We start from the raw sequence: 21771 nt of genomic DNA, 5'->3' as shown, positions 1-21771 counted from the left end.
CACTCATTAGCTTAAAGACGACGAACCTTGATGGTCCGTCACATCAAATCCTCCGTGACTGACGCTGGTGAGCCACCTCAGCACCGGGTGTTTCGGCCTTAGCAGCACTCACGCACTCCTTAAAACTTGGAGGAATTTTAACGGTGGATGATTGAAGTTCAAACCCTATGATCTCCGCCTGCGCCTTGGCGTCCTCTGCCAACTGGCCTCTGAACTCTTCCACAGTTCTCCCGTAGCTCGAATTTGGGCCTGTGTAGCGTCTGTCTTCGAACGACTCGCCGAGGATCTCTACGCCCCGAGTATTTGGGAGGCGCTTGCCTTCAAGGCCAGCCTCGAAAACATCACGGTCCACTTTTATCAACCGGACGTAAGATGGGTCTTTCCATCCGCCGCCTGAAGAGGCAGACTCGGTGATGGCGTAAACATGATCCTTAGCTTCGAATTTTTCAATGATTTTCATAACGACTTCCTTTTATTGGATGGGATAAATCCAGTAAAAGGCAGGCTCGATTATTGTCAATAACCCCAGGGTAACTTTCTTAATTTAATTTCTCATACTCAAACCCAACTAATGTCCACAGCAGGATTGAATTGCCCGCTTGGCTCGCAGGATCACGCTGCGTGCGCTGAGGAGGTAGAGTAGATGGATGCCAATGAGGCTCCGGAGCCAACTATGTCAGTTGCATCTGTGATCGCGGGCGCTATCAGCACCGCCTCACTCGTCGCCGTGATTCACTATGTCTGGAGTGCTCACTTTGAGCCACAAGCGTTCGTTCGCCGAGCCCACATCCACTCGGGCATGTCACCCCTAAAGTGGATCTACTTTGGCCTGGCGTGGCTGGGTGTTGCCATCTTCATCTACGGGGGCACCAAAACCGCATTGTTTTGGATTCCGTACGATTGGGGCTGGACAGACGATGACGGAGATGTTCAGCCACTTAGATCCTACTTCGCGGTTGCGGCAGCAGTGCTACTGACGTTTCCTGCCTTAGGCTTCATCTACCGTGCGGCAGCGGATCGATGGGACGCCATTGAGCGGAAGAGCTCTGGTTCGTGAGCAAGCGACTCGGGCCCGCCGGGGCGATCAATGATCGCGTCCGAAGCAGCCAAGGCGCGGTGGGCCAGCGGCCCATGTTCATGGTCAAGCCGCTCGAAGCTCTCGAGCGAAGTCCATCTTTGATTTGATGAGCTGCCGGACATCCCAACGCCGACGTTCTTCTCTCTCTACCAGCCGCTGCTTGACCCGTTCAACGGCACGCCATTTATGATCCTCAATCGCTTGGCTCTGCAAGAACAGAGAGCCTTTTCCTGAAATGAGCACCGTGTCTCGTCCGTAGACGTTGACCAGGCCCTTCCGTGCTGCTCTGTCAAAAGCATGCTCGAAGTCAGACTGAGCGTAGCCGGTTAGTTCGTGAAGGAAGTTTGCTGTGGAGCAAAGACCAAAGCTCTCTTTAGCGGCAACGCAAACCTGGACATCTGAAATATAAGCGTTCATTGGATCTCCTTAGTTAGACGAATCGGCGGACGGATTTGGTGCCATCGAAGCAACAGAACTCAACACGAGTCTCTACTTGCGCCTCACTTGTCCGGTTGGTCGTCATCAACCCTTTGAAGCGCTTCCAATAAATTCCTAGCGAAAGCTTGGGAAGTCCCAAACCGTCTTTGCCGATGCGCTCTCTCAGCTGCTCGGCGGTCGTGATGTCTTTGAGCTTAATTTGAGTGTTCATGAGTGATCTCCCTTTGTAAATTCATTGAAAGGCAGATCGAACTTTTGTCAATAGAAGCAGCCATTAAAAAACCGCCTTTCGGCGGTCTTTTATTATACATAGCAATTGAGCTCGTGCTCTGGCCTTTGACCCAGTGGCATAAACAGCCCTTTTTCTGTGTAGATCCATAGCTCTTCGTCTACGACATTTGTAGACGCTGCCTCATCCCAGACAAGCAATTTCTCTTTGATGCTCTTTCCCGTTGAAAGAAAAACCCCCTCTTTGATTGAAATAACTCCTACCTCACGAGCGTTGCAGATGAGTCTCTGAATTGCGTTGATTTTCATGTGATCTCCTTTATTGAGTGGATAAATCAAGCAAAAGGCAGATCCAACTTTTGTCAAGCTTTTAAGATCGAATTAGCATCCTTAACTGGGTGCACCGATGCTTGCTGCAATTACAGCAAGCTCCTGTGAACGTTGGTGCAGGAAGACCGAGGGCTCTCGCCACCTCACATGATTCATATAGCTCGCAACGGCAGCTCGTCGTGTAATCTGTTATCTTGACATGCACTTGAGTGAGGTAATGGCAATGCCACTTATGACGTGGCAAGATAGAGGACAATTACGGCTCCAACGTTCATAGAACCCTTAACGCTGGATCTCCAAACCGAGTAAAAGGACGCTACAAATGACTTCAACCGATAAGAACGAAAAGACCGTGGACACTAAGATGCTCTTAAATTCCGCCCTGGAATTAATCCATGAGTGCAGCCCACATGACGCAGTCCAATCAAAGAAATTTACGATTGATACAAAAAACAATAAAGGATATTGCATCAATGATGCCATTTCATTTTACATTTCATTAGACTCAATCTACAGCGGACACAAAAAAATCAGCTCACGATTCAGCAGAGCAACGGCTTTAAAGATAATTGAAAAGGCAATCTTTGATAAAAAGGTTGCGGGAGGTGATTTCTCGGACGTGGGCACGATGGAGCTACTCAAGGTTTTTACAGATGCCAAGCCAGAGGACGTAAAGGTAATTGCCCCGATATCAGGAATAAGGATTGATTCAGAAGGGCCAATATCCATCGGCCCGTTTGAACTTGGCCTTTCATCCACACTCAAACTCCCCATAGCAAACGATAATGGCTACTACATAAGCTCGGAAATTAAGGATAGCTATGACAACGAAAAATCAATCTCGATTGCTCATGATGAGTTTCAAGAATTTATCAACTTAATCTTCTTCACTGCCGGCAGGAAAGATGATTCCATGTTTGTCAAAACCGGCCTCCCCTCCTATGACAGCATCTCACATCAACAGATGTATGTTGAAACAAGCTCCTATCAAATCCTCAAAAAGAATATTGATTTCCCATCCACCTCAATTAAAAACATGATTGTGGAGAAAGTCCCTTTAGACAATGAATTCTTCGCAGCCAATAAGAACTTTGGCGCACTATGGGATCTATATAAAAATAGAAAGGATGGAAAAAAACTCTCTGATTTTGGATCCAGGATATTGAATTGCTCAATCTCCCTTGGCGAAGCCCTTAAGACCCAAACAGAAAAAGACTCAGTGATCCACACCTGTATTGCCCTGGAAATCTTATTGTCCTACGACGAAGGGAGCCTCTTCCAAAAGAGTATTGGTGATCGTTTGGCGGAGACGTTCGTCTTCATCGTTGCGAAGGACAAAGAATCAAGAATTGAGATGAGCAAACTGCTAAAAAAAGTGTATCGAATGAGGTCCGCCCTTGTTCACGGCGGAAATAAGGAGATAGATCAGAGCTATGCCACAATAATTCAATATTCGAGAGCCGCTATCGCTGAGCTGCTAACATCCGACAAGTATAAGGACATCAAGAAAATTGACGATCTGTACGATATGGTGAAAGCCGCGCAGAACTCTTACTAGCTATATCCTTTGGGCCACGCAATTTTTCTTGCGTAATTATGGCAAGGCTCATTAGAGCCTCCTGGCCTGGGCCCCTTGAACTGTCGCCGTGCCTTGGCAGTCAGACTTAGCGTGATCAACGCATTCATTGAAGCTCTGAGGGATTCTGGTAGTGGATGCTTGAAGCTCTTTCAACTTTAACTTCGCTTCGACAGCTCTTACCATCGCCAACTCCGTTTCATCAAGACTCTCACAAGCGGCGTCTACATCAGATACAGGAATGAGCAACTCAATAATTTCTTGATGCCCACCAAAAGCAGCCCAACCCAATGCTTGCGAGTTATGAGACTTAGGATCTGAGACAGGAATTAGAATTTCAGCGATTTGCAGATATCCTAATTTCGAGGCATCCCATAAAGCATAGCGAATTGACTCAGGGTCAGCGACAGGGATGAGCATTTCAACGATTTCTTTGTGTCCATTTTCTGACGCATACATCAGTGCCCTCGGACCATTTTCTTTGAAATCTGAGACAGGAAGGAGCATTTCAACGATCTCTTTGTGTCCCCTTTCTGCCGCATTCAGCAAGGCCCTTGAACTATCTGCCCTGGGATCTGAGATAGGAAGAAGCATTTCAACGATTTCGCTATGCCCAAAAAAAGCAGCCCAGCCTAATGCTCGTGAGCGATCTTTGAGATCTGAAAAAGGAAGAAGCATGTCAACGACCCTGCTATGCCCTTTTTCCGCAGCTGCCGGCAGTGCGCAGCAGTGATCTGCGTATGGGTCCGAGACTGGTAGTAGCAGCTCGACCATGTCGACGTCTCCATGTCGAGCTGCATAACGCAGAGCTTCCGAATCCAGAGCCTTAGGATCAGTGTATGGAATAAGCATTTCGACCAAATCTTTGTGACCTATTTCTACGGCATGTCGCAGCACGTAAGAGTTGTCTGCTTTGGCATCCGAATAAGGAAGAAGCAACTGGATGATTTCAGTTCTTTGGGTGGCGACTGCGCAACGAAGCGCTGCGGAGTGGCCCGCTCGCGTGTCTGATATCGGAAGGAGCCGTCGAACGTCGTCGGCTCGCCCCTCTGCCACGGCTTCAATCAGCAGACGCTCATTCGTTAAAGGCAGGCTCATCAGAGCCTCCTGGCCTGGGCTCTTTGAATTGTCGCCGTGCCTTGGCTGTCAGACCGTGCTTGATCAACGCATCCTTTAAAGCTCTGTGGGATTTGGACAGTTGAGGCTTGAAGGTCTCTCATCCTGAAATCCGCCTCCATAGCTTTCAGAAGTGATTTTCCTGATTCATCAAGCCGTTCGCAGGCAGCGTCCACATCAGACACGGGAATTAACAATTTAACAATTTCGTTTTGTCTGTAACGCGCGGCCAGAGCCAATGCATATGATTCATTAGCTTTTGCATCTGAGAAAGGAAGCAGCTTTTCAACAATTTCCCTATACCCGCAAGATGCAGCACCCCTCAATGCACCCGAGTCATTTGCCTTGGGATCTGAAATAGGGATTAGCATTTCAACAATTTCCCTGTGCCCGCAAGATGCGGCATGTATCAGTGCTTCCGAGTCATTTGCCTTTGGATCTGAAAAAGTAACTAGAATTTTAACAATTTCTTTATACCCTTTAAATGCGGCACGCGTTATTGCTTCCGACGCATTTGCCTTTGGATCTGAAAAAGGAAGTAGAATTTCAACAACATCTTTATGCCCCTTATCTGCGGCACACCTCAGTGCTTCAGACGCATTTGCCTTTGGATCTGAAAAAGGAAGCAGAAATTCAACAAGTTCTTTATGCCCGTTATTTGCGGCACGCCTCAATGCGCCTGATTCATTTGCCATTGGGTCTGAAAAAGGAAGCAGCATTTCAACAATCTCTTTGTGCCCATTTTCCGCCGCAATCCGCAAGACATGCGAGTCATAGACCTTTGGATCTGAAACGGGAATCAGCATTTCAACGATTTCTTTATGCCCATTGCAAGCCGCATTGCGCAAGGCCGCTGAGCCATCTGCCTTTGGATCTGAAACGGGAATCAGCATTTCAACAATTTCTTTATGCCCTTTGTAAGCCGCATCCCGCAAGGCCTGCGAATTATTTGCCTTAGGATTTGATACTGGAATTAGGGCTTTAACGACATCAATCTGCCCATAGTCCGCAGATCGAATTAGTTTTTCTTCATTAGTCATAGTGATCTCCTTTTTGCTAGTAAAAGGCCAATCGCATTTTTGTCAATACCCATTAATATAAAAACCTCAACCAATACCGGCTAACCAGAGCAAAGACTGTCCTCACAACCGCCGCACCTCAACTCGCACTTTTGCAATTGGTGTCGCACGATGCAGAAAATAGGCTTCCAGCCGCCTAGATGCGGCGAACCAGGCCCTCTCCTGGCAATAGGCGACTGCTTCTGCAGGACAGCAGTGGAGATAGAGAATTCCCATCAGTCCCTCATGCTCCTCCACCGCAGCAATCGCCATGGCCCTGCTGTATTCGCTTGGGCTGCCTGGCCCCACGCTCCCTGTCCTTGCCCACTCGGACATCCGAAGGATCAACTCAGGGTCTGTGCCCCGCCGCAGATGGCACCAGTGTTCGATAGCCTCCGAGTCAGAGAGTGGATAGAGCACCAGGGCGGCTTGGAGTCGAGCGTTCATTGCTGCGACCGCCAGAGCTTTCGATTGCTGAGCCCTGGGGTCAACCTGGGCCAGCAGGGCACGCAACGTGCTCAGGTCACCTGTCCTAGCTGCCTCGATGAACTGCTCTTCCGCTGGGCTACTCACCTTCCTCATCCCCTGATCGAGCACGAGTGACCTTCAAGATCTTCCGCTCGCTCCTCAGCACTTGCGCCCCGTATTCCGCAAGGGCTATCAGCCCGGTTGTCCAAGGCTCGCTAGTGTCTTCCAGGAGCTCCTGGATCGTCGCTTTGAGGCGCGGCGGCACGGTAATCATGGACCGATTTGTGCGAACGCCCTCAGGAGTGCGGTAGTCGCGGAGCCGGGCCGTGCGATGGAGCTGCAACTGGGGTTCTGCTCTTTTCCGACTGTGGACAACCAGGTCAAAGTAGGACGGCCGGCACTCGTGATCCCCTGGCTCCGGTGCAGACCTGAGCTCGACGTTGACCCGCTTCTTGCTGCAATGCCCAGGCTGATGGATGACATCCAGGGCAGCGCCGAGGTCTGGCATCTTGCTCATAGATCGCCCCATCTTTGACTGTCAAAGCCTCTGAGAGCACGAGCAATCGCTTTGATATCCTGCTGAGCGTGGCTGGCTCTGACCCCAACACGATCAAAGACCGTCTCCCCGTAACCATACGAGGAAGCAAAGATGGCCCGATCCCTCACGATCAATGCCCCGGGCGGAAGCTGTGCGAAGCGCTGGCGATGCTCTGATCGGTCCGGATTGAAACGGTTGGCCACAATGATGTGAGGCAAGCTTTTCTTGCGCACGAGCTCCATCGTTTTCAAGAACACGACAAAGCTCACCGCGTCTAGCAGCGTTGGGATGACATAGACGTCAGCCTCAGGAAGAACGCCATTTTCAGGAAGCTTTGGGGCGGTGTCGAAGATATGGAAGTCGTGCTGTGCCTGTGACTTCACGACACCTACCGTGAAGGCCGTCTCCCCGGCCAGCCTTGCCCAGGCGAGGGATGAACCTTGGATGTCCAAGTCAGCGACATAGACGCTGGAACTTGGGTAAGTGCACTGCAAGCAGTGAGATAGATTGAGTGCGAGGGTTGTGCGCCCCACCCCTCCCTTACCGTTCAACATGCAGATCTTCATGCGAGCACCGCCTGCTCTTTAGACGCTTTCTGGCGGTTCCAATGCATGGTTCGACGGCTACGATCTTTAGCTCTGTTCTTTAAACGCGATGCACGCTCCTCTTTTTGATTGAAATACATCTGATAGAACTTGATCGTTGTGTCAATGTCATATTTGATTTTCATACTAATCTCCAATCGGGGTTATTCCCTATATTGAAGAAAAGGCAGTTCAAACTTTTGTCAACAGTTTTGACTCCAAATACTTGACAAAATTGCGATCAGCTTTTCAATACATGAAAGGCACTCAAAGCCTCATCATCAAAAGGAGATCATCATGTTCAAATATCTTTTCAATCACGAAAGCCTCTTAATTTCACTAGGCTCGATGGCAACGTTAGCGGCCTTTGCCTTGCTTGGGTGCTACGCAGCGCTGTCCGGAATTGGCCGCTTGATCAGTAGTGGCCTGGGAACGGGCGCATGAGACGCCTGATCTCATGGCTAGTTCTTATCGCTTGCTTGGTGATCGGACTTGACTACTTCTCGGCGAAGGCTATTGGAAGTATCCGAACTATTGAGTCAAATCTTGCGAGAATTGGATCCAGATAAACTAAAGGCCACTCTAAGTGGCCTTTGTTCCTAGCGCATTGGATATCTCGAATTCAAGGATCTCTCTCAAGCGGGAGTCTCAAATTCAGTGCAGAAGCAACGAGCGATTGAGAGACAGAGAACCGCCGACGAACCTCTGCGTAGGGCATAGACGGATGATCCGCAATAAACCTCGCTACCGTGATACGAGTCTCCTTAATTATTTCCCTCCGCATGCAAGCATTAGACCTCGCCGCGATCTGATGCACACGCTGCCTGCTTAATCCAAACATGCGGGCAAGGTCTGAATGTTTTTCCTTTCCATTCTTTAGCCGTGAGACCAATTTCGCTTTCTTGTTCCTAGTCATGCGCTTCATAGTGGGTTGACCCGTTGGTTCCGGGCCTGATCAATCAGGTTGCGCTTCCTGGCGTGTGCAAGCTTCAATTCGGTAGATTTAGGAATTAGCACTACCTTTGTCGCGCCCTTCTCAGCTGTCAGCTTGTCGTCGCCGTTAATGGCCCAGGACTTGACCAAAGGATCGTTACCTGTGCTGACAATGGCCATAGACTTCTTAAGCTCATAACGAAACTTCTTGAGCTCTTTTTCAGAGCCGCTCAGAACCCGCAACTCATCAACCGAGACGGGATAGATCACTCTGTGAGATGACAAGTAGTCGTGCAGCCAAAGCGCCAACTGATTTTTTCCGAGTGCGACCTTTCTTTCCAAGTCATTGCAGATGACTTCGTTGCCAAGCAGATCCATAACCTTCGGGTTGATTTCGATCTCGAAATGGCCGGTCTTCTCGTGACGCAGTGCTCCAACCAGCATCGTTCCAAAATATCGGTGCGTGTCCGTTTGATACCTGACTGTCGCTCCGACAAGATCTTCAAGCCGCTGGAGAATAAGATCTCTGTTCGTGCCGCTTCTTGAAGACATGCCAAGCATGTCGATGAGACGATCTCCGCTGACTCTCACGACGCATGAGCCCTGCTCTCTCGTGAGAAGCAAGATCGATTGCCATACAATCGCGTGCAGCTGATTCAGTCGTGGCCCTTTATATGCGATCTTAGTCCCCAGAACGTGATGCGCGGCTATGCTTCCGGACTCAATCCGCTCACCATTAAACCGTGCCGTCCCGAAAAGTGCAGACCTTACAAGTCCCATTGGAACCGGCGCAAGCGCAAGCTGTTTTTTATCTTTCATTTTTATCCCCTTATCTGTTCCAATCACAAATAAGGCGAATATGATTTTTGTCAATAACGAAAGGTTTAAAAAGTGGAGACAGCGCTTCATTGACACTGCGCAGTTACGCGGACCCAATGCGCACTTGTGCGGACCCAATGCGCACTTGTGCGGACCAAATGCGCACTTGCTCGGACCAAATGCGCAGTTACGCGGACCCAATGCCGCCGAAAGCCTTGGCACATAAGGCCTGCGCTCGCTTAAGGCTTTAAGGTATAAAGGTTAAAGGGCGCTTCGCGCTTTTTTCGCTATCGCTCAGGGAAAAATCAAAAGCCAAAAGCAAAGCAGTAATCTCTTGTCACCCCTTCCGCCTTTGCCCCCTGCAAGGGGCGGCGGGTAAGCCGGGGCTATCGCTTCACCCGGCAGCTGCGCTGCGGCTTCGCCCGCATGAGCTATGAGGGCCGCTTGGCTCGGCCTGATGATGGGCGATAGCCCGTTCCACAGCCAGCCCCCTGGGGGGGCGTTGGCGCAGGGGGGTTGCAGTCGGGTGTGATCTACGTTGTGATCTGCTTGCTCGCTTTGAGCGACGATGGGATCAAGGATGAAATCACATACCGTATTCGCAACAATTCTCCTGCTGAGCGTAACGCACTCGTCTCATGCCCAGGATCTTGGGAACTTGGCCTTCGATAGGTCCAACAGCTCCGCCAAGGGGTTCTGCGGCCCAGGTATCGTCGAATTGACAGGTGTTGATCAGAACGCAACTGATGGCCGCGTAGGGGGATGGAACTACGGTGGCGACATGACGATGAAGGTCACATCCGGGCGGAAGGTCATCACCCCTCCCCTGGGCGTTGGACGCATTAGCGCAGCCTGTCTGGGTGAGTCTCGGAAGACTCTGCTTGTCATCGAGGACAAGGCACCCGCTACGCGCTACTTCAAGGCCTATGATGCAGTGAGCCTCACGCCGATCAGTGAGAAGGAAGGTTGCGACGCTGCATGCATGGCGCAAGCTGGTGTCAAAGTCCCTCAGAAGCTCGCTTCGTTTGATCCACCCATTGACTGATCCACACACACTAAAGAAGAACTTTCATGTCCTTGACTGAACAACTTGACCTGAAAAACGGCGAAACACTTCGCCGGGAAAGCTCGCGAGAAACTGGACCGCTAGGCAACATTGACATCACCAACTACTCTGTTCTTGACGCCCATGGCGATGTCGTCGGCAAGGTCGAATATACAGAAGATATGGCAATCAAGGGCTTCAAAGTGACGCATAAGGCCGTTAGAACTGACTTGGAAGGTAAGACTGTCCTGCAGAAATTCTGGTAGAGCATGCCGTGATGCAGACGAAGAAAGCCCCGGATTTCCGGGGCTTTTTTGTTGCTCAGTTCCAGCCGAGGTCAACTCGATCAAGATCGTAGTCGCGACCGATTTGGTGAGCAGCTTCAAGAGCTGAAAGATCGCCATAACGCTGTTTGAACTCGGCTTCTGAGAAGCCCGCTTCGTCGATGCTGATGCCAAACATCTTGGTGAAGTGCTCGTTTGCTTCGTTGAAGAATTTCGTGCTCATCATCCTGCTCCAATTGAGCCAATTGCTCGCGATAAGAGCAAGGGAAGCGGTGAGAACGCATTGCACTGAAAGCCGGAACAAAGTGGAGGAGCGCTTGCGCTTGCAATGCGTTTAGCGACCGATCGTTGTCGCTAGCCATTTGCAAATTGGACCAAATAAATTGTGCTAGAAACCCCTTGCCAAACGAGTCAGTTGCCTTAGCTTAAAAACAGGAGGCAATTTATGGCTGATGAAGATCTGTATTTCGAAGAGACGGCGGTAACACCAGAGGATATCTACCCGCCCTTCAAGCGATTCGTCGCAGAACGGCACGGGGACGGCCTGCTCTTTAGCTTAGCCACTGATCAGACAGAGGCCGAAGGCCATTTCAATGACTTCGAGATCATCGATCTTGTCGATCTCGCTCTCATGCAACACCGCAGTATTTGGATTGGCGCATGAGCAAGACAGACGACTACGCGCGCCAATTTGTTGATCTCGTGATCCGCAGCCTGGAGAGCCACACAGCGCCCTGGACGAAGCCTTGGAAACCAGGCGAAGTGCCAGCAGGGCCACACAATGGGGTAACTAACCGGAGTTACCGCGGCGGCAATTACATGAACTTGCTCATGACACAGCACGAACGCGGCTATCAGTCTGCTGAGTGGTTGACGTTCAAGCAGATCGCGGAAGCCGGTGGCAAAGTGCGTAAGGGCCAGAAAGGCACGTCGATCCAGTTCTGGAAGACGACAGAGCCAAGTGCAGAGCAACTGGCTGAGGATCCAACGGCAAAGAAGCGCATGCAAGTCTTCTACTTCACAGTCTTTAACCGCGATCAATGTGATGGCTTGCCTGAGCCGAAAGCTCAGCTTCAAGTTCCTGAGCAATGGCGACATGAGAAGTGCGAGCAGCTGATGAGCGATTCAGGAGTGCCCTTCAATTTCAATGGTGGAGATCGGGCCTATTACCGTCCCGACATCGATCAGATTTTCATGCCATCGAAAGTAGCGTTTGAAATCCAGGACGGCTTCTATGCAACAGCCCTCCATGAGCTCGGGCACAGCACCGGCCACAAGGATCGCTTGGGACGCGATCTATCGGGCAAATTTGGTAGTGAGAGCTACGCTATTGAAGAGCTGCGAGCCGAGATCTTCTCTTTCATGTGCGGCGAACGCTTGGGTATTGGACATGACCCTGGTCAGCACACGGCCTACATCAAATCCTGGATCAAGGTCCTCAAAGATGATCCCAAAGAGATCCTCCGCGCGTGTGCGGATGCAGAGAAGATCTGCAATTTCTTGAAGGTCGAGCGCTATCAAGAGCTTGAGCAGAACAATGTCCAGGCGCGGGAGCTAGCGGGTCAAGAGCCCCGTCAAGAACGGCTGGTGCCTAAGGCAAGGGCGAAACCTGTCGATCCTCTTGCACCCGAACTGCTCGACGATCAGATCAAAGACATGAAGTCCCGGCGCAAGGCCAAAGAACTGGCGGTAGCGCTATGACTGAACGACTGCCACAGATCCATAATTCAGACCGGGAAGAGAGCCGGCAGTGCTACACACAGCCCGGGCAGGAACCCCGCCCCAAGCTCTTCGACTTTGGCAACCTGAGCCCGGAAAGCCAGGCCATCTATGATGCAAGCCGCGCCGGATCGCGTTTCGATCACCTCATCGACCACGCACTACTTCTGGCCCGCATCCGGGGTGACAAAGAACAGCTTGTCTATACGTCTGAGCCGGATGATACGCTGCCTGGAAATACCCTACTAGACGCTGTTAAGAACAAGCGCTGGAACGAAGCCAGGGGTCTTATCCGCTCACATGTAGACGTCAACGCGATCAACGCGTTCGGACAGACCGCGCTGCACCTGGCTGACGACCCCGGAGTGATCGATGCCCTACTTCGCTTTGGGGCGAAGCAAGACATCGTCGATGACTATGGCAACACGCCGATGCAAGCGGCTATGGAGCGCGGTGATCGCGATGCTCAGCACCTGATGGTGAAATACAAGTATCTGACCGGGCACGGCGTAATCGCGAGAAAATAGGCAGGCGAATTCTCTACCACTATGCTGTTTTTACGTAGGTGACGTCATGATCTAGAACGCCGAAGCTGACTGCCTGAACCTCGCGCACCACCAGCGACGCCAGGTCAACCTCAAGAGTGACTTCGCGCGCATCATGCTCTCGCCAATCCACTGCTCGAACGGGCTCCTTCCCATTCCAATGAATACAGGGCTCAATCCTGCTTCCATCCTCGTCCTCTTCCATCAAATACGCGGTCATACCTTCTCGATAGACTGACTCCGCCCTTGCAACTCGTGAGGCCTTGTGGAACAGCACAACGTTCCTCCCTTGACTCTGATGACCGTGGGCAGGAACTTGGGCCGACTTAAAGTAGATCCCATCAAGGTTGAGGTCCTTGTTCGTAGCGAGGTAGTCAGCAATGGCCTGGGTAACGATGTAGCCCATACCCTCATCCTCCGGCATGACAGGCATGGTCACCCGATTCGTCAAATCAGAAAGGAAGTGGCAGCGCGCAATCTGCTCAAGTGCGCTGGGGTCAAATAGGCTCATGTCAGTTCCAGTGTCCACCATACTCAGCTCATCAAGATCAAGCAGACGCAGCTCGCGGATGATCTCGAACTCACCGCTTAGCACCTTGCTTCCTACCGGCGGACGCACTTCTGCCAATGCAATGCTAGCGGTTGTTGCACCGTAGAACACCGATACGCCGGCCACGTTCATCCGCCCCGCTCTGCCCCTCCCTTTTGGGGGCGGGCCCAATTCCCGTGCGGGATGTTCTAGGGCATGTTCAAGTGACTCGTCGCTTTGCAGGACTCTCGCACGGTGCAACCGGTGAAGTGGCATCCCTGGACCTGCAAGCTGGATCACCCCTTGTCCGTAGTAGGTGTGGTCATCACCTACCGTTCCGAAAACCATCTCCAAGGTTTCCAGGGCATCAGGGTTGAACATCCGAGCTTCATTCTTGAGGCTTTCCGACATCCGTCGCCACTGAACACTAATCCTGTCGCCGAGCTCATGTCGCCGGATAAAAAATGGATCAGGGTTCTCACCAGGATCACATTCATAACCGTCCAGGATGAGCTCCGATAGGTCATTGACAACAGGGTCAGTGGATTGGAGCAGTTCTTCCAAACAGACGTTTAGCGGGTCTCCGTCAGGATCGGCACCGTATTCCACAACCTTCTCAGCCAGGCCAGTTGACTCGTAGAAGTTCTCAAGGACATAGACACACCGATCTGCAATCTCTTCAAGGGTCAGTGTCGGTGCAACCGAACCACAGTAGCTGCACGAAAAGACTGACGCCGCGCTTTTGGCGATGAGGCCCGCTAGATATGTTTCACCGATATGCTTGGCGCAAACACGATTTGCAGCTGTCATGGCGTGCCCTCGGGCATAGGCCACATCCTGACCATCTCAGAGAACAGCACTTCACCGCGAGCACGGACTTCATCTTCGCCCCAGGACTCCATCTTGTGGAAATACTGGGTTAGGTTGAGCTTCGAATACCTCAGCAACTCCGGCTTCTTCTCGCCCCAGGCCTTGTGCTGGAGACCACTGTTGAACTCGCCCGTTATGAGTGTGAGATTGCCCAGGGTATGAATGAGTAGGTTGCGCCTCGCAGCAAACTTCATCCTCTCCACATCATCAGTCAATGAAGCAGGGAGGGGCCAGTGCTTCTCCCATTTCTGCGGCATGACATGTTCAACTGTGAGATTTGTAGGCATGGTCAGCGCCTCGCTCTTACCCGACCGGAAACGGTCGTCCAGCGCTTCCAGGACCGTCCTAGACTTCGTGACAGTGCGACTGGTGTAGAGCGGCTTCTCAAACACCGCCACACGCAGCTCATCGTCCGTGGGGAACTTACTGCTATCCCCGACACCACGGATCAGCTGCTCGCTCACGGACCTTGCCGTGAGTTCGCCCGACCTTTCTACGGCCTTGATGAGGTCAACAAAGAATCGGTTGTAGTTCTTCGGTGTGAGATTGACAATCCATCGACGCATCAGGAACGATTCGAGGACTACCAGGATCTTGTTGAACTCAGCCTGGTTGTCCGGCATCAACCGCGCATAGCTGTAGAGCAAGAAGGGGTAGACAGTTGCGGTGTTGATCGCACTCAAGCGACGCAGGAACAGGGCAAGCTCTGGATGATGATCTGGGCTGTAGAATTCCTGGAAGATGTCGCCAAACTTCGCAAGCTGGATGATGTGCTCTGACGGAGTCTTCGGCGTATCAATGCCGACCACCGACACATCGGCCGAGTTCTCAAAGAATCGTTTGTATTCGTTGAACAAGTGCGTTGCTCGCACTTCTTCTCTGAGCATCATGCTCAGATAGTGGTTGATGAAGAGATCGATTCGTGGCCGCTTCAACCGGCCCTGGGTCACCTCCTCACGCCAGTAATCGGAATCGATCCGACGCCAGTGCTTCTCGTGGAGCTTTTCAACGTCTCCCTCCTTAGCCCCTGGCTGCTGGATCGCCTTACGGAACAGGAGGTTCTTGATCAGGTCAGCAGGAAGAAGCGGCTCACCCCGATGGTTGAGCGTCTCAAAGATCAACTGGCTCTCATCCCCAGCGGTAAGGTCGATGACTACTAGGAGCAACCCTTCGGTTACGACCTTCCAGATGCACTCGATGCGGTCTTCCGGCTTGGTCTTTGCAAATTCATCGGCACGATCCACATCCACATCATCGCCATTGACCCAAGCAGCAATGTTCGCAGCGAAGAAGAGATAAGCCTCTACCAGTCGGTTTTCAGCCAGAGTCTTGTCAGCCTTGACCAGAGCTCTGACCTCATCGTCAGACGAGCAGGCATGGATAGCCATGAACGCAGCTCGATCCGCATTTGTCGGAAGGAGCTTATATTTCTCGACCTCTCCATCGATATCGAGCGCACCGTTCTCAACCAACGCGCCAAGTCTATGAGTCTGCTTCTCACTCCCCACCTTCCTGGAGAGGTTGCGTGCAGCCATCAAGAAGAGCTGCAGCGTCGTGAAACGCTGCTGGCCGTCAATCACCAAGCGGGTTTGCACAGCGCCGGACTGGCTGGTTGCCAGCTCAAACACTGCTGCCCCCAGGAAATGCGGATGGGCACTGCCATGGTAGAGATGCTTGTCCAACAGCGCTTCGATATCCTCCCAAAGGGGCGTCCAGTTCTCTTCCTGCTTCCACACATAGGGACGCTGGAAGAGCGGGACTTGATACTGGACCGAAGGCTCCAAGAGCTTCCTAAGATTTCGTGTTGTCGCTTCCATTATTTATGCTCAGTTGTTGCAATCCGCGCCTGCCGCGCGAAACGCGATACTAGAAGTTTTAATTCTTGCTGCGGCCTGAGCGGGTCAGCCGCCCAGCCCGGTCGGTATGTTGAACTCGCGACCAAACCTCTCCAGCACCTCTTGCGCCAGTTCAGGGTTGCTCTCACCCGCAACCATGATTGTCACAAGGACCGAAGTGATCCCGATTGCTTCGATGCTCTCAAGAGCATGGAAAACATCCACATCTGCATATGAGGCACCGATCTCGTTGGTAACCATGTAAGGCAGCGCAATCTGATTTCCGCCATGTGTGAAGCTATGCAGGTGGCTAATTCCGTTCTGGTGCTGCATGGAAAAGATCGGGAAGCTTCGAAACGGCTCTTCTCGCTCTATGGCTTCGACCATCACGTTGGAGGGCGGAAGTCGATCATCCTGGAGAAATTGGTCAGACTGCTCCTCGGTCGCCGCAAGGAAGAACCAACAGCCTCGCCTCAGCTTCTCATTCATGGGCCGCACCAGACTCAGCGCGCTGCCAACCAGGTCCGGCCCATAGTTCCCGATCAATAGGGTGGCTGCTCGTGCATCATCATAAGCCGCAGCGAGAAGGGATACGGCAATTCGGTGAGCAAGGGTTGCATGCTGAGCCAACTGCAATCGCCCACGAATTTCGCCCGCACGGTTTAAAGCGTTGTTGACTTGCAACGACTTGCCATGGCTTCTCGTCACGGAATCACGATCCTATATCGCTCAGCCACGTCGCCCTTCCCTCGAAACCGTGCCCCGTTGAACTTTTTAGCCAGATGAGCGATGCCCACACCCGTTTCTCCACCGCCCAGCAAGGTAACCGTCTTACACCGAGGATGGTGCTCCTTTACGTTTCTCATGAGACCAAGCAAGAGTGCTGTGCCAAACCCCTTGCGATCTTGCATCTTGGATGTCGCGAAATGGCCGATTTGCAGCTCCGTCCCTTGGTCAACAAAAACAAAGTTCTGAATGTGACCAGCATCCAGGATACCAATCCTAAGTCCGATTGAACGAAACGACTTCGCTCCAACCGCACCCCATACGCCAAACTTACCTACTTCATTGCAGAGTGCAGCCCAGTAAGCAAAGTCATCATTCAACGCCCAGCGAATCTCCTCAATGGTCTCGCTGTCAAGATCAAGGATGCAGAATTTCGTCACTGTCTTAGATTTTTTCACAAGGGCTTTCAGACGTTCGCGTCGTGCACGAAGTGCGTGGGCGTCTCGTAACGAAAGAATTCTGCGAATAATCATGCAGCAAGCCTGTGTTCGTAGAAGGGGTGTTGCTTATCGTCCATGATGTCCTCCATGCTCTGTAAATTATTTGGGTCGGGATTGAGCCAAGCCGTGATCTGCTCTGGCTTGAGATTGATGACGGTGCGGTCATGCCCTGCCTCTGCAACCTCAGGCTCCGGATCGTCAGTCACAGCAGCAAAGCTGTAAAGATCAGGCGCTTCACCTTTTGAGTCTGTCCAATGCGACCAAAGACACGCGATGAACATCGGCTCGTGAGTGCTTGGGTTGAACTGAACTTCACGAGTGACACCGTCTCGTTCGACCATCTCATAGAATTGGCTGGCAACGATGAGGCCGTGGGTGTATCCAAATTGTTTGCGCCAAAAGCGGTTCAAGTTGTCCCGGCGAGCGTTGTAGGTGCCCGAGACCTTGCCATCTTTTGTGCGGTCAACGCTGGCCGGTTTGCCAGCAGGACGGCAGTGATAGCGCATTGGCCGCACGACAAGCTTCCCGTGCTCAAAAATCAGCACGGGCACATACCAGTCCGGCCACATGCGATTGTCCTTGACCGGATCGAGCTCAACACGCTTAGCGTCGGCGATCCATCGCTTCATTTGCTTGATCTTGTTCGTTGCAATGCGCTGCTCATTGAGTGCCGTCTTCGTCTCTTTGACTGCAAGCTTCCTTTCGGCATCCGCCAAGCGCTTTGCCTGCTTGAACATCTCTTGTTCGCTGTCGCTGATCAAGCTGCTTTTGTAGTCCTGCACAAGTTGTTGGATCTGCTTCTCCAGATCGGTCTTCGGCTTGTCGAAGGCGCGATCCATGCCCTTCGGTATTTTGATTTTTGGGGAACTCTGCCGAGCGAGGTAGAGCTTGGCGAACTCTTTGGTGTCGACGTCAGCGTTGAACTGATCGACATAGCCGTGGTAGTCCGTCCAAACTTCTGCTGAGTAGCACATGGCCTATGCTCCGAGTTCTGACAGGATTTTCTTTATGCAAGTCTCAGTTGCTTCGACATCATTGAACGCCATGAGTGGCGCGAGATCGAGCGAGAGCTCTCGGTTCTTGTCCGCAATTTGAAAAAGGATCCGCGTCACCGCGTCGAAGTCGGCATCAAGCTGCTCCCAGCTGATCTTAGCTTCGTCAAAGAGCTCTCGATGCTGCTCGCGCTGGGTCGAATTATGAGAGAAGAGCTTGTTGCGAAAGACGCGATATTTCTCGTAGATCACCGCAGCTTCTGCTTCCAGCTCAGCCGGCACTTCTGTGCCATCTGCTCGGATCAAACGAGCGAGCTCGGGGATCGAAGCACTCCCCTTGCTGTCTTCCAACACCGCCACCAATCCCACGAACGTAGCGAGCTGGCATGACCAAAGAATGGGCAGCGTAACGTCCTCCAAACCGCTGAGCCGGTCGGTCAGTCGCCTGGGGCTGTCTTCTCCCAATGCAAGATTGAGTGCTTTGCTAATCGCGTATGACTGCCGTGTATCTACGAGCCTAGAAGTGATCAGGCGATAGACCACCACAGTCTTCGATTCTTCCATGTCCATCCGTGCGCCCCTCTTCCCTAGACCGCCTAGTCCGGCTCATCTTCGCAGGCTATGCCGTGCCTGGTAAGCATGGCACTGATGCGTTGAGCGACCAACTCCTGGTGAGCTCCCGCGTTGTCCTCAATGATGTCTGCAAGGCCTACGAATGCTGCCCAGAGGCCGCCCGAGCTGGAGTGGACCTGGATCAGCACGGGAAGGTCGGTCTCAAGGGCGTTGAGCTGAGCTTCCAGCGTATTCAGGTTCGCAGTCATCGGGCTGGTCCTTCTTCATCAATGACTTATGAAATTTGTTAGTAATTTCACTAACTGAGTTCTAAGCTAGCGCCGTAGCAGCATGCTGAGGCCTGTCAGTCTCAGCCCGTGATTCAGCTTTGTCGGACTCTCCCACTATGCACCCCATCGCCCCTCCAAGCCCCCTGGGCGCTTTCAGCCCCAACGCACCTACCCATGCCCTACCCGTCCTGCGCATGCGCGTCTCGTGCGGCTTCCCAAGCCCAGCAGAGGACTTCTTCGGGGCGGAGGACACGCTTTGCCTAAACCAGCACTGCATCAGCAATCCAGTGGCTACGTTCTTTGCCACGGCCGAGGGGGACAGCATGATTGGGCTCGGGATCGATCAAGGCGACACCCTCGTCATCGACCGCAGCCTGGAACCCAAGCACGGGGACATCGTCCTGGTCCTTTGGGAAGGAGGCTTTATGGTGAAACGGCTTGCGATGAGCCGGAATCGCTTGGCGCTCCACTCGGGACACCCGGACCACCCTCCTATCCTGGTGCCCCCAGACATTGAACTGGATGTCTGGGGTGTGGTGACCTGGTCTTTTAAAAAGCAATTGAGGCGTTAAGCCATGACGACGATAGCGACCAACTTCATCACGCTTCACGGCGAAGAAGAGCGTCTTCGAGGACTTGCAATCCAGGCCATAGAGAACACTCCAGACTTGCTGGTCCATCTCGAAATCACTCATCGAGCGATGGACGTGCTGGACATGCTCCGAAAGCACTTCACTGCTAACAGCGATGAGCTGGCGATTAGTCACCTAGGAATTCGGGTGTTCAACGCCTTTGCATCTGCCATCAAACTTTCCCTCTCGGGCTACTACCAAGCCGGTGTGATGGTCATGCGAGATGTTATCGAGACCTCGGAGCTTGTCGAGCTTTTCCAGCTCGACAGGCAACATCTTGAACGCTGGAAGGTTGCAGATCAGGCAACGTTGATCAGGGAGTTTGGACCGGCAAAGGTGCGCAAGGAGCTGGACAAAGCGGCAGGCAAGGGAAAGAGCCGCAGAGAAGAGATCTATAAGAAGTTCTCACACTACGCCGCGCATCCGAGCGTAGAGGGCTTTGCAATGCTTCGCCCAAAAGGCATGGACAGCAGGTGCGGCCCTTTCCCCGACATCACGGCTCTCCGAGCGGTGTTGGAAGAGATGGGTGAGCTTGCAGTGCGTGCTGGGTTTGCCTTCGCCATCTTCCTAGACAGCAGGATCGGTGAGTGCAACGCCGTCAATCATAAATTCCTGCGGACAGCAATGGACTTCGCTGAGCGCTATCACGGAAAAATCTACTCCGATCAGGATCGCCTGGAAGTAGATCGACTCTTCGGCGACACGCCCCAATGAGCGCTCAACATCAGCCGAATAGCTCCATTGCCCTGCAAGATGGAAATAATTTCTACTGCTCTGTTGAAGCAAGCTTCGATCCGAAGCTTCGCGGAAAGCCTGTGTGCGTTGCAAGTAGCGGGGATGGTTGTGTCATTGCCCGGGACGCATTGAGCAAGAAGCTCGGTGTGCCGATGGGTGCACCAATCCACCAAATTCCGCCAGAAGTGCGCCGCCAGATCACTTTTCGCTCTGCAAATTTCGCGCTCTACGGTGACATCAGCGGCCGGATCGCGTCGATCTTGAGAGGCCTCTTCCCTGCAATTGAGCAATACAGCATCGATGAGAATTTCATTGATTTGACTGGCATCCCTGTTAGGGACCATGAGCGCCTCGCAGCGGAAGCCCGCGCCCGAATTTTGAAGTGGACCGGCATCCCATCATGCGTCGGCATTGGTCCGACGAAGACGCTCGCGAAGCTCAGCAACAAGAGGGCCAAGTCCACCGTGGAAGGTGTCGTTACGACGATGCCTGACGACCCTGCCCTGCTCACTTATCCCGTTGAAGATGTTTGGGGTGTGGGGAGGAAGCTCACTGCAAGATTGGGTGCGGACGGCATCCTGACCGCAGGTGATCTGGCTGCGGCTGACGTAGACACACTGCGCTCTCGGTATGGTGTTGTGCTGGCACGCACGCAGCGGGAGTTGCAAGGCATCTCGTGTGCAGAACTCGAAGAACACGAGCCGCAACGCAAAGAAATTATGGTGTCTCGCACGTTTGGCAAAGACATCACGTCACAGACCGAGCTGATGCAAGCCATTGCCACTTTTGCCCAACGGGCGTGCGAGAAGCTTCGTTCAAGACAGCTGCAAGCAGCCGGTGTCTGGGTCTTCATCCAGACGAACCCTTTCAAGCACAATTTGACGCAATACAACCCATCAAAGTCGTTTCGTCTGCTGATGCCATCTGCGGACACGAGGGAAATTTTGATGGTCGCCCAGGGGCTGGCAAAGGCCATGTTCCGTCCGGGCTACGGCTACAAGAAAGCAGGTGTCAGCTTGCTTGATCTGAGCCATACGGATGTCCAGCAGGGGGATCTGTTTGCCGGGATTGATCAGCGCAGTAAGGCCATCATGGAGGTGATGGACCGGACCAACCAGAAGTTCGGCCGAGGCTCTATGGGCTTTGCTTCCACGGCTTGGCGTCCAAGGGGAAAGACCCTTGAGAAGCCCGCCTGGTCAGTCAAGAGGGACATGCTCTCGCCGGCTTACACCACGGATTGGAAGCAGCTCATTCGCGTGAGATAAGATCAACCTGAGCTGGGTCGGTTGCTGCTTCGATCACAGCTTCCCGATGACGGCAACGGGTCGGATAGGCCCCACTGCAATTGCAC

The 21771-nt window shown here is 52.5% G+C and carries 28 protein-coding genes; 11 read left to right on the top strand and 17 right to left on the bottom strand.

Annotated features, from left to right (window positions below):
• Positions 1-43: 43 nt before the first annotated feature.
• The gene (locus tag M1L61_RS09690; RefSeq protein ID WP_161771307.1) at positions 44-460 is read right to left on the bottom strand and encodes a hypothetical protein; all 417 of its coding nucleotides are present in this window, start codon (positions 458-460) and stop codon (positions 44-46) included.
• 183 nt (positions 461-643) lie between these two features.
• On the opposite strand from M1L61_RS09690, the gene M1L61_RS09685 reads away from it, so the two are divergent.
• The gene (locus M1L61_RS09685; protein WP_138927543.1) at positions 644-1057 is read left to right on the top strand and encodes a hypothetical protein; all 414 of its coding nucleotides are present in this window, start codon (positions 644-646) and stop codon (positions 1055-1057) included.
• Between the two features lie 84 nt (positions 1058-1141).
• On the opposite strand, the gene M1L61_RS09680 is transcribed toward M1L61_RS09685, so the two are convergent.
• The 3 genes from M1L61_RS09680 to M1L61_RS09670 form a co-directional block, all read right to left on the bottom strand.
• A complete protein-coding gene (locus tag M1L61_RS09680; protein ID WP_138927544.1) occupies positions 1142-1495 on the bottom strand; it encodes a hypothetical protein in 354 nt (117 codons plus the stop codon).
• 13 nt (positions 1496-1508) lie between these two features.
• A complete protein-coding gene (locus M1L61_RS09675; RefSeq protein WP_138927545.1) occupies positions 1509-1727 on the bottom strand; it encodes a hypothetical protein in 219 nt (72 codons plus the stop codon).
• Positions 1728-1819: 92 nt separating this feature from the next.
• Positions 1820-2053 (bottom strand): hypothetical protein, encoded by a 234-nt coding sequence (locus M1L61_RS09670; RefSeq protein WP_248854657.1) that lies wholly within the window; start codon positions 2051-2053, stop codon positions 1820-1822.
• Between the two features lie 343 nt (positions 2054-2396).
• Between M1L61_RS09670 and M1L61_RS09665 the strand changes: the two genes are divergently transcribed.
• On the top strand, positions 2397-3632 hold the full coding sequence (locus M1L61_RS09665) for a HEPN domain-containing protein (RefSeq protein WP_248854656.1): 1236 nt from the start codon (positions 2397-2399) through the stop codon (positions 3630-3632).
• A gap of 51 nt (positions 3633-3683) precedes the next feature.
• On the opposite strand, the gene M1L61_RS09660 is transcribed toward M1L61_RS09665, so the two are convergent.
• The 4 genes from M1L61_RS09660 to M1L61_RS09645 form a co-directional block, all read right to left on the bottom strand.
• Positions 3684-4748 carry an ankyrin repeat domain-containing protein gene (locus M1L61_RS09660; RefSeq protein ID WP_248854655.1) on the bottom strand — a complete coding sequence of 355 codons (1065 nt, stop codon included), beginning with the start codon at positions 4746-4748 and terminating at the stop codon, positions 3684-3686.
• Positions 4748-5806 (bottom strand): ankyrin repeat domain-containing protein, encoded by a 1059-nt coding sequence (locus M1L61_RS09655; protein ID WP_161771318.1) that lies wholly within the window; start codon positions 5804-5806, stop codon positions 4748-4750. The genes M1L61_RS09660 and M1L61_RS09655 overlap by 1 nt, the downstream gene beginning before the upstream one ends.
• 999 nt (positions 5807-6805) lie before the next feature.
• Positions 6806-7384 carry a ParA family protein gene (locus M1L61_RS09650; protein ID WP_248854654.1) on the bottom strand — a complete coding sequence of 193 codons (579 nt, stop codon included), beginning with the start codon at positions 7382-7384 and terminating at the stop codon, positions 6806-6808.
• Positions 7385-7392: 8 nt separating this feature from the next.
• Positions 7393-7560 carry a hypothetical protein gene (locus M1L61_RS09645; RefSeq protein WP_175422529.1) on the bottom strand — a complete coding sequence of 56 codons (168 nt, stop codon included), beginning with the start codon at positions 7558-7560 and terminating at the stop codon, positions 7393-7395.
• A 151-nt stretch (positions 7561-7711) separates the two neighbouring features.
• Here M1L61_RS09645 and M1L61_RS09640 point away from each other — a divergent pair, with 151 nt between their 5' ends.
• Positions 7712-7858: a hypothetical protein gene (locus M1L61_RS09640; RefSeq protein ID WP_248854653.1), complete on the top strand. Its 147-nt coding sequence runs from the start codon at positions 7712-7714 to the stop codon at positions 7856-7858.
• 477 nt (positions 7859-8335) lie between these two features.
• Here the strand turns inward: M1L61_RS09640 and M1L61_RS09635 are convergent, their stop codons facing one another.
• Positions 8336-9256 carry a hypothetical protein gene (locus M1L61_RS09635; RefSeq protein WP_161771326.1) on the bottom strand — a complete coding sequence of 307 codons (921 nt, stop codon included), beginning with the start codon at positions 9254-9256 and terminating at the stop codon, positions 8336-8338.
• Between the two features lie 490 nt (positions 9257-9746).
• Between M1L61_RS09635 and M1L61_RS09630 the strand changes: the two genes are divergently transcribed.
• Both M1L61_RS09630 and M1L61_RS09625 read left to right on the top strand, forming a co-directional pair.
• Entirely contained in the window at positions 9747-10211 is a 465-nt protein-coding gene (locus tag M1L61_RS09630) for a hypothetical protein (protein WP_138927553.1), read from the top strand.
• A 26-nt stretch (positions 10212-10237) separates the two neighbouring features.
• The gene (locus M1L61_RS09625; protein WP_138927554.1) at positions 10238-10477 is read left to right on the top strand and encodes a hypothetical protein; all 240 of its coding nucleotides are present in this window, start codon (positions 10238-10240) and stop codon (positions 10475-10477) included.
• Positions 10478-10532: 55 nt separating this feature from the next.
• Here the strand turns inward: M1L61_RS09625 and M1L61_RS09620 are convergent, their stop codons facing one another.
• Positions 10533-10718 carry a hypothetical protein gene (locus tag M1L61_RS09620; RefSeq protein ID WP_138927555.1) on the bottom strand — a complete coding sequence of 62 codons (186 nt, stop codon included), beginning with the start codon at positions 10716-10718 and terminating at the stop codon, positions 10533-10535.
• Between the two features lie 222 nt (positions 10719-10940).
• Here M1L61_RS09620 and M1L61_RS09615 point away from each other — a divergent pair, with 222 nt between their 5' ends.
• The 3 genes from M1L61_RS09615 to M1L61_RS09605 are packed head-to-tail and all read left to right on the top strand — an operon-like array spanning position 10941 to position 12741.
• Positions 10941-11159, top strand: a complete 219-nt coding sequence (locus M1L61_RS09615; RefSeq protein ID WP_248854652.1) for a hypothetical protein — start codon at positions 10941-10943, stop codon at positions 11157-11159.
• Positions 11156-12196 carry a zincin-like metallopeptidase domain-containing protein gene (locus M1L61_RS09610; RefSeq protein WP_138927557.1) on the top strand — a complete coding sequence of 347 codons (1041 nt, stop codon included), beginning with the start codon at positions 11156-11158 and terminating at the stop codon, positions 12194-12196. The genes M1L61_RS09615 and M1L61_RS09610 overlap by 4 nt, the downstream gene beginning before the upstream one ends.
• On the top strand, positions 12193-12741 hold the full coding sequence (locus M1L61_RS09605) for an ankyrin repeat domain-containing protein (protein WP_138927558.1): 549 nt from the start codon (positions 12193-12195) through the stop codon (positions 12739-12741). Before M1L61_RS09610 ends, M1L61_RS09605 begins: the two co-directional genes overlap by 4 nt.
• A 19-nt stretch (positions 12742-12760) precedes the next feature.
• Here M1L61_RS09605 and M1L61_RS09600 read toward each other — a convergent pair whose 3' ends face one another.
• The 7 genes from M1L61_RS09600 to M1L61_RS09570 all read right to left on the bottom strand — a co-directional run bounded on the left by M1L61_RS09600 (position 12761) and on the right by M1L61_RS09570 (position 19032).
• A complete protein-coding gene (locus tag M1L61_RS09600; RefSeq protein WP_248854651.1) occupies positions 12761-14098 on the bottom strand; it encodes an RES domain-containing protein in 1338 nt (445 codons plus the stop codon).
• On the bottom strand, positions 14095-15975 hold the full coding sequence (locus M1L61_RS09595) for a DUF262 domain-containing protein (RefSeq protein WP_248854650.1): 1881 nt from the start codon (positions 15973-15975) through the stop codon (positions 14095-14097). Before M1L61_RS09595 ends, M1L61_RS09600 begins: the two co-directional genes overlap by 4 nt.
• 84 nt (positions 15976-16059) lie before the next feature.
• Positions 16060-16701 carry a hypothetical protein gene (locus M1L61_RS09590; RefSeq protein ID WP_248854649.1) on the bottom strand — a complete coding sequence of 214 codons (642 nt, stop codon included), beginning with the start codon at positions 16699-16701 and terminating at the stop codon, positions 16060-16062.
• Positions 16698-17252: a hypothetical protein gene (locus tag M1L61_RS09585; RefSeq protein WP_161771337.1), complete on the bottom strand. Its 555-nt coding sequence runs from the start codon at positions 17250-17252 to the stop codon at positions 16698-16700. The genes M1L61_RS09590 and M1L61_RS09585 overlap by 4 nt, the downstream gene beginning before the upstream one ends.
• Positions 17249-18193: an SOS response-associated peptidase family protein gene (locus M1L61_RS09580; RefSeq protein WP_161771339.1), complete on the bottom strand. Its 945-nt coding sequence runs from the start codon at positions 18191-18193 to the stop codon at positions 17249-17251. The genes M1L61_RS09585 and M1L61_RS09580 overlap by 4 nt, the downstream gene beginning before the upstream one ends.
• Before the next feature lie 3 nt (positions 18194-18196).
• Complete coding sequence (locus M1L61_RS09575) at positions 18197-18775, bottom strand: hypothetical protein (protein WP_161771341.1); 579 nt, start codon at positions 18773-18775, stop codon at positions 18197-18199.
• A 32-nt stretch (positions 18776-18807) separates the two neighbouring features.
• Positions 18808-19032 (bottom strand): hypothetical protein, encoded by a 225-nt coding sequence (locus tag M1L61_RS09570; protein WP_161771343.1) that lies wholly within the window; start codon positions 19030-19032, stop codon positions 18808-18810.
• A gap of 137 nt (positions 19033-19169) precedes the next feature.
• Here M1L61_RS09570 and umuD point away from each other — a divergent pair, with 137 nt between their 5' ends.
• The 3 genes from umuD to M1L61_RS09555 are packed head-to-tail and all read left to right on the top strand — an operon-like array spanning position 19170 to position 21685.
• A complete protein-coding gene (umuD, locus tag M1L61_RS09565; RefSeq protein ID WP_161771345.1) occupies positions 19170-19625 on the top strand; it encodes a translesion error-prone DNA polymerase V autoproteolytic subunit in 456 nt (151 codons plus the stop codon).
• A 3-nt stretch (positions 19626-19628) separates the two neighbouring features.
• Positions 19629-20399, top strand: coding sequence for a hypothetical protein (locus tag M1L61_RS09560; protein WP_161771347.1), 771 nt, complete (start codon positions 19629-19631; stop codon positions 20397-20399).
• Positions 20396-21685, top strand: coding sequence for a Y-family DNA polymerase (locus M1L61_RS09555; RefSeq protein ID WP_161771349.1), 1290 nt, complete (start codon positions 20396-20398; stop codon positions 21683-21685). Before M1L61_RS09560 ends, M1L61_RS09555 begins: the two co-directional genes overlap by 4 nt.
• Positions 21686-21771: the final 86 nt, after the last annotated feature.

This window comes from Stenotrophomonas sp. NY11291 (genome assembly GCF_023277365.1).
Classification (GTDB): Bacteria; Pseudomonadota; Gammaproteobacteria; order Xanthomonadales; family Xanthomonadaceae; genus Stenotrophomonas; species Stenotrophomonas geniculata.
The sequence above is the reverse complement of the archived record's forward strand: the minus strand, read 5'-3'. Positions and strand labels throughout refer to the sequence as shown.

Bases quoted from the DNA above. Each gene is read 5' to 3' on its own strand.
- M1L61_RS09690 (WP_161771307.1), bottom strand. From the start codon at position 460: ATGAAAATCATTGAAAAATTCGAAGCTAAGGATCATGTTTACGCCATC.
- M1L61_RS09685 (WP_138927543.1), top strand. From the start codon at position 644: ATGGATGCCAATGAGGCTCCGGAGCCAACTATGTCAGTTGCATCTGTG.
- M1L61_RS09680 (WP_138927544.1), bottom strand. From the start codon at position 1,495: ATGAACGCTTATATTTCAGATGTCCAGGTTTGCGTTGCCGCTAAAGAG.
- M1L61_RS09675 (WP_138927545.1), bottom strand. From the start codon at position 1,727: ATGAACACTCAAATTAAGCTCAAAGACATCACGACCGCCGAGCAGCTG.
- M1L61_RS09670 (WP_248854657.1), bottom strand. From the start codon at position 2,053: ATGAAAATCAACGCAATTCAGAGACTCATCTGCAACGCTCGTGAGGTA.
- M1L61_RS09665 (WP_248854656.1), top strand. From the start codon at position 2,397: ATGACTTCAACCGATAAGAACGAAAAGACCGTGGACACTAAGATGCTC.
- M1L61_RS09660 (WP_248854655.1), bottom strand. From the start codon at position 4,748: ATGAGCCTGCCTTTAACGAATGAGCGTCTGCTGATTGAAGCCGTGGCA.
- M1L61_RS09655 (WP_161771318.1), bottom strand. From the start codon at position 5,806: ATGACTAATGAAGAAAAACTAATTCGATCTGCGGACTATGGGCAGATT.
- M1L61_RS09650 (WP_248854654.1), bottom strand. From the start codon at position 7,384: ATGTTGAACGGTAAGGGAGGGGTGGGGCGCACAACCCTCGCACTCAAT.
- M1L61_RS09645 (WP_175422529.1), bottom strand. From the start codon at position 7,560: ATGAAAATCAAATATGACATTGACACAACGATCAAGTTCTATCAGATG.
- M1L61_RS09640 (WP_248854653.1), top strand. From the start codon at position 7,712: ATGTTCAAATATCTTTTCAATCACGAAAGCCTCTTAATTTCACTAGGC.
- M1L61_RS09635 (WP_161771326.1), bottom strand. From the start codon at position 9,256: ATGAAGCGCTGTCTCCACTTTTTAAACCTTTCGTTATTGACAAAAATC.
- M1L61_RS09630 (WP_138927553.1), top strand. From the start codon at position 9,747: ATGAAATCACATACCGTATTCGCAACAATTCTCCTGCTGAGCGTAACG.
- M1L61_RS09625 (WP_138927554.1), top strand. From the start codon at position 10,238: ATGTCCTTGACTGAACAACTTGACCTGAAAAACGGCGAAACACTTCGC.
- M1L61_RS09620 (WP_138927555.1), bottom strand. From the start codon at position 10,718: ATGAGCACGAAATTCTTCAACGAAGCAAACGAGCACTTCACCAAGATG.
- M1L61_RS09615 (WP_248854652.1), top strand. From the start codon at position 10,941: ATGGCTGATGAAGATCTGTATTTCGAAGAGACGGCGGTAACACCAGAG.
- M1L61_RS09610 (WP_138927557.1), top strand. From the start codon at position 11,156: ATGAGCAAGACAGACGACTACGCGCGCCAATTTGTTGATCTCGTGATC.
- M1L61_RS09605 (WP_138927558.1), top strand. From the start codon at position 12,193: ATGACTGAACGACTGCCACAGATCCATAATTCAGACCGGGAAGAGAGC.
- M1L61_RS09600 (WP_248854651.1), bottom strand. From the start codon at position 14,098: ATGACAGCTGCAAATCGTGTTTGCGCCAAGCATATCGGTGAAACATAT.
- M1L61_RS09595 (WP_248854650.1), bottom strand. From the start codon at position 15,975: ATGGAAGCGACAACACGAAATCTTAGGAAGCTCTTGGAGCCTTCGGTC.
- M1L61_RS09585 (WP_161771337.1), bottom strand. From the start codon at position 17,252: ATGATTATTCGCAGAATTCTTTCGTTACGAGACGCCCACGCACTTCGT.
- M1L61_RS09580 (WP_161771339.1), bottom strand. From the start codon at position 18,193: ATGTGCTACTCAGCAGAAGTTTGGACGGACTACCACGGCTATGTCGAT.
- M1L61_RS09575 (WP_161771341.1), bottom strand. From the start codon at position 18,775: ATGGAAGAATCGAAGACTGTGGTGGTCTATCGCCTGATCACTTCTAGG.
- M1L61_RS09570 (WP_161771343.1), bottom strand. From the start codon at position 19,032: ATGACTGCGAACCTGAATACGCTGGAAGCTCAGCTCAACGCCCTTGAG.
- umuD (WP_161771345.1), top strand. From the start codon at position 19,170: ATGCACCCCATCGCCCCTCCAAGCCCCCTGGGCGCTTTCAGCCCCAAC.
- M1L61_RS09560 (WP_161771347.1), top strand. From the start codon at position 19,629: ATGACGACGATAGCGACCAACTTCATCACGCTTCACGGCGAAGAAGAG.
- M1L61_RS09555 (WP_161771349.1), top strand. From the start codon at position 20,396: ATGAGCGCTCAACATCAGCCGAATAGCTCCATTGCCCTGCAAGATGGA.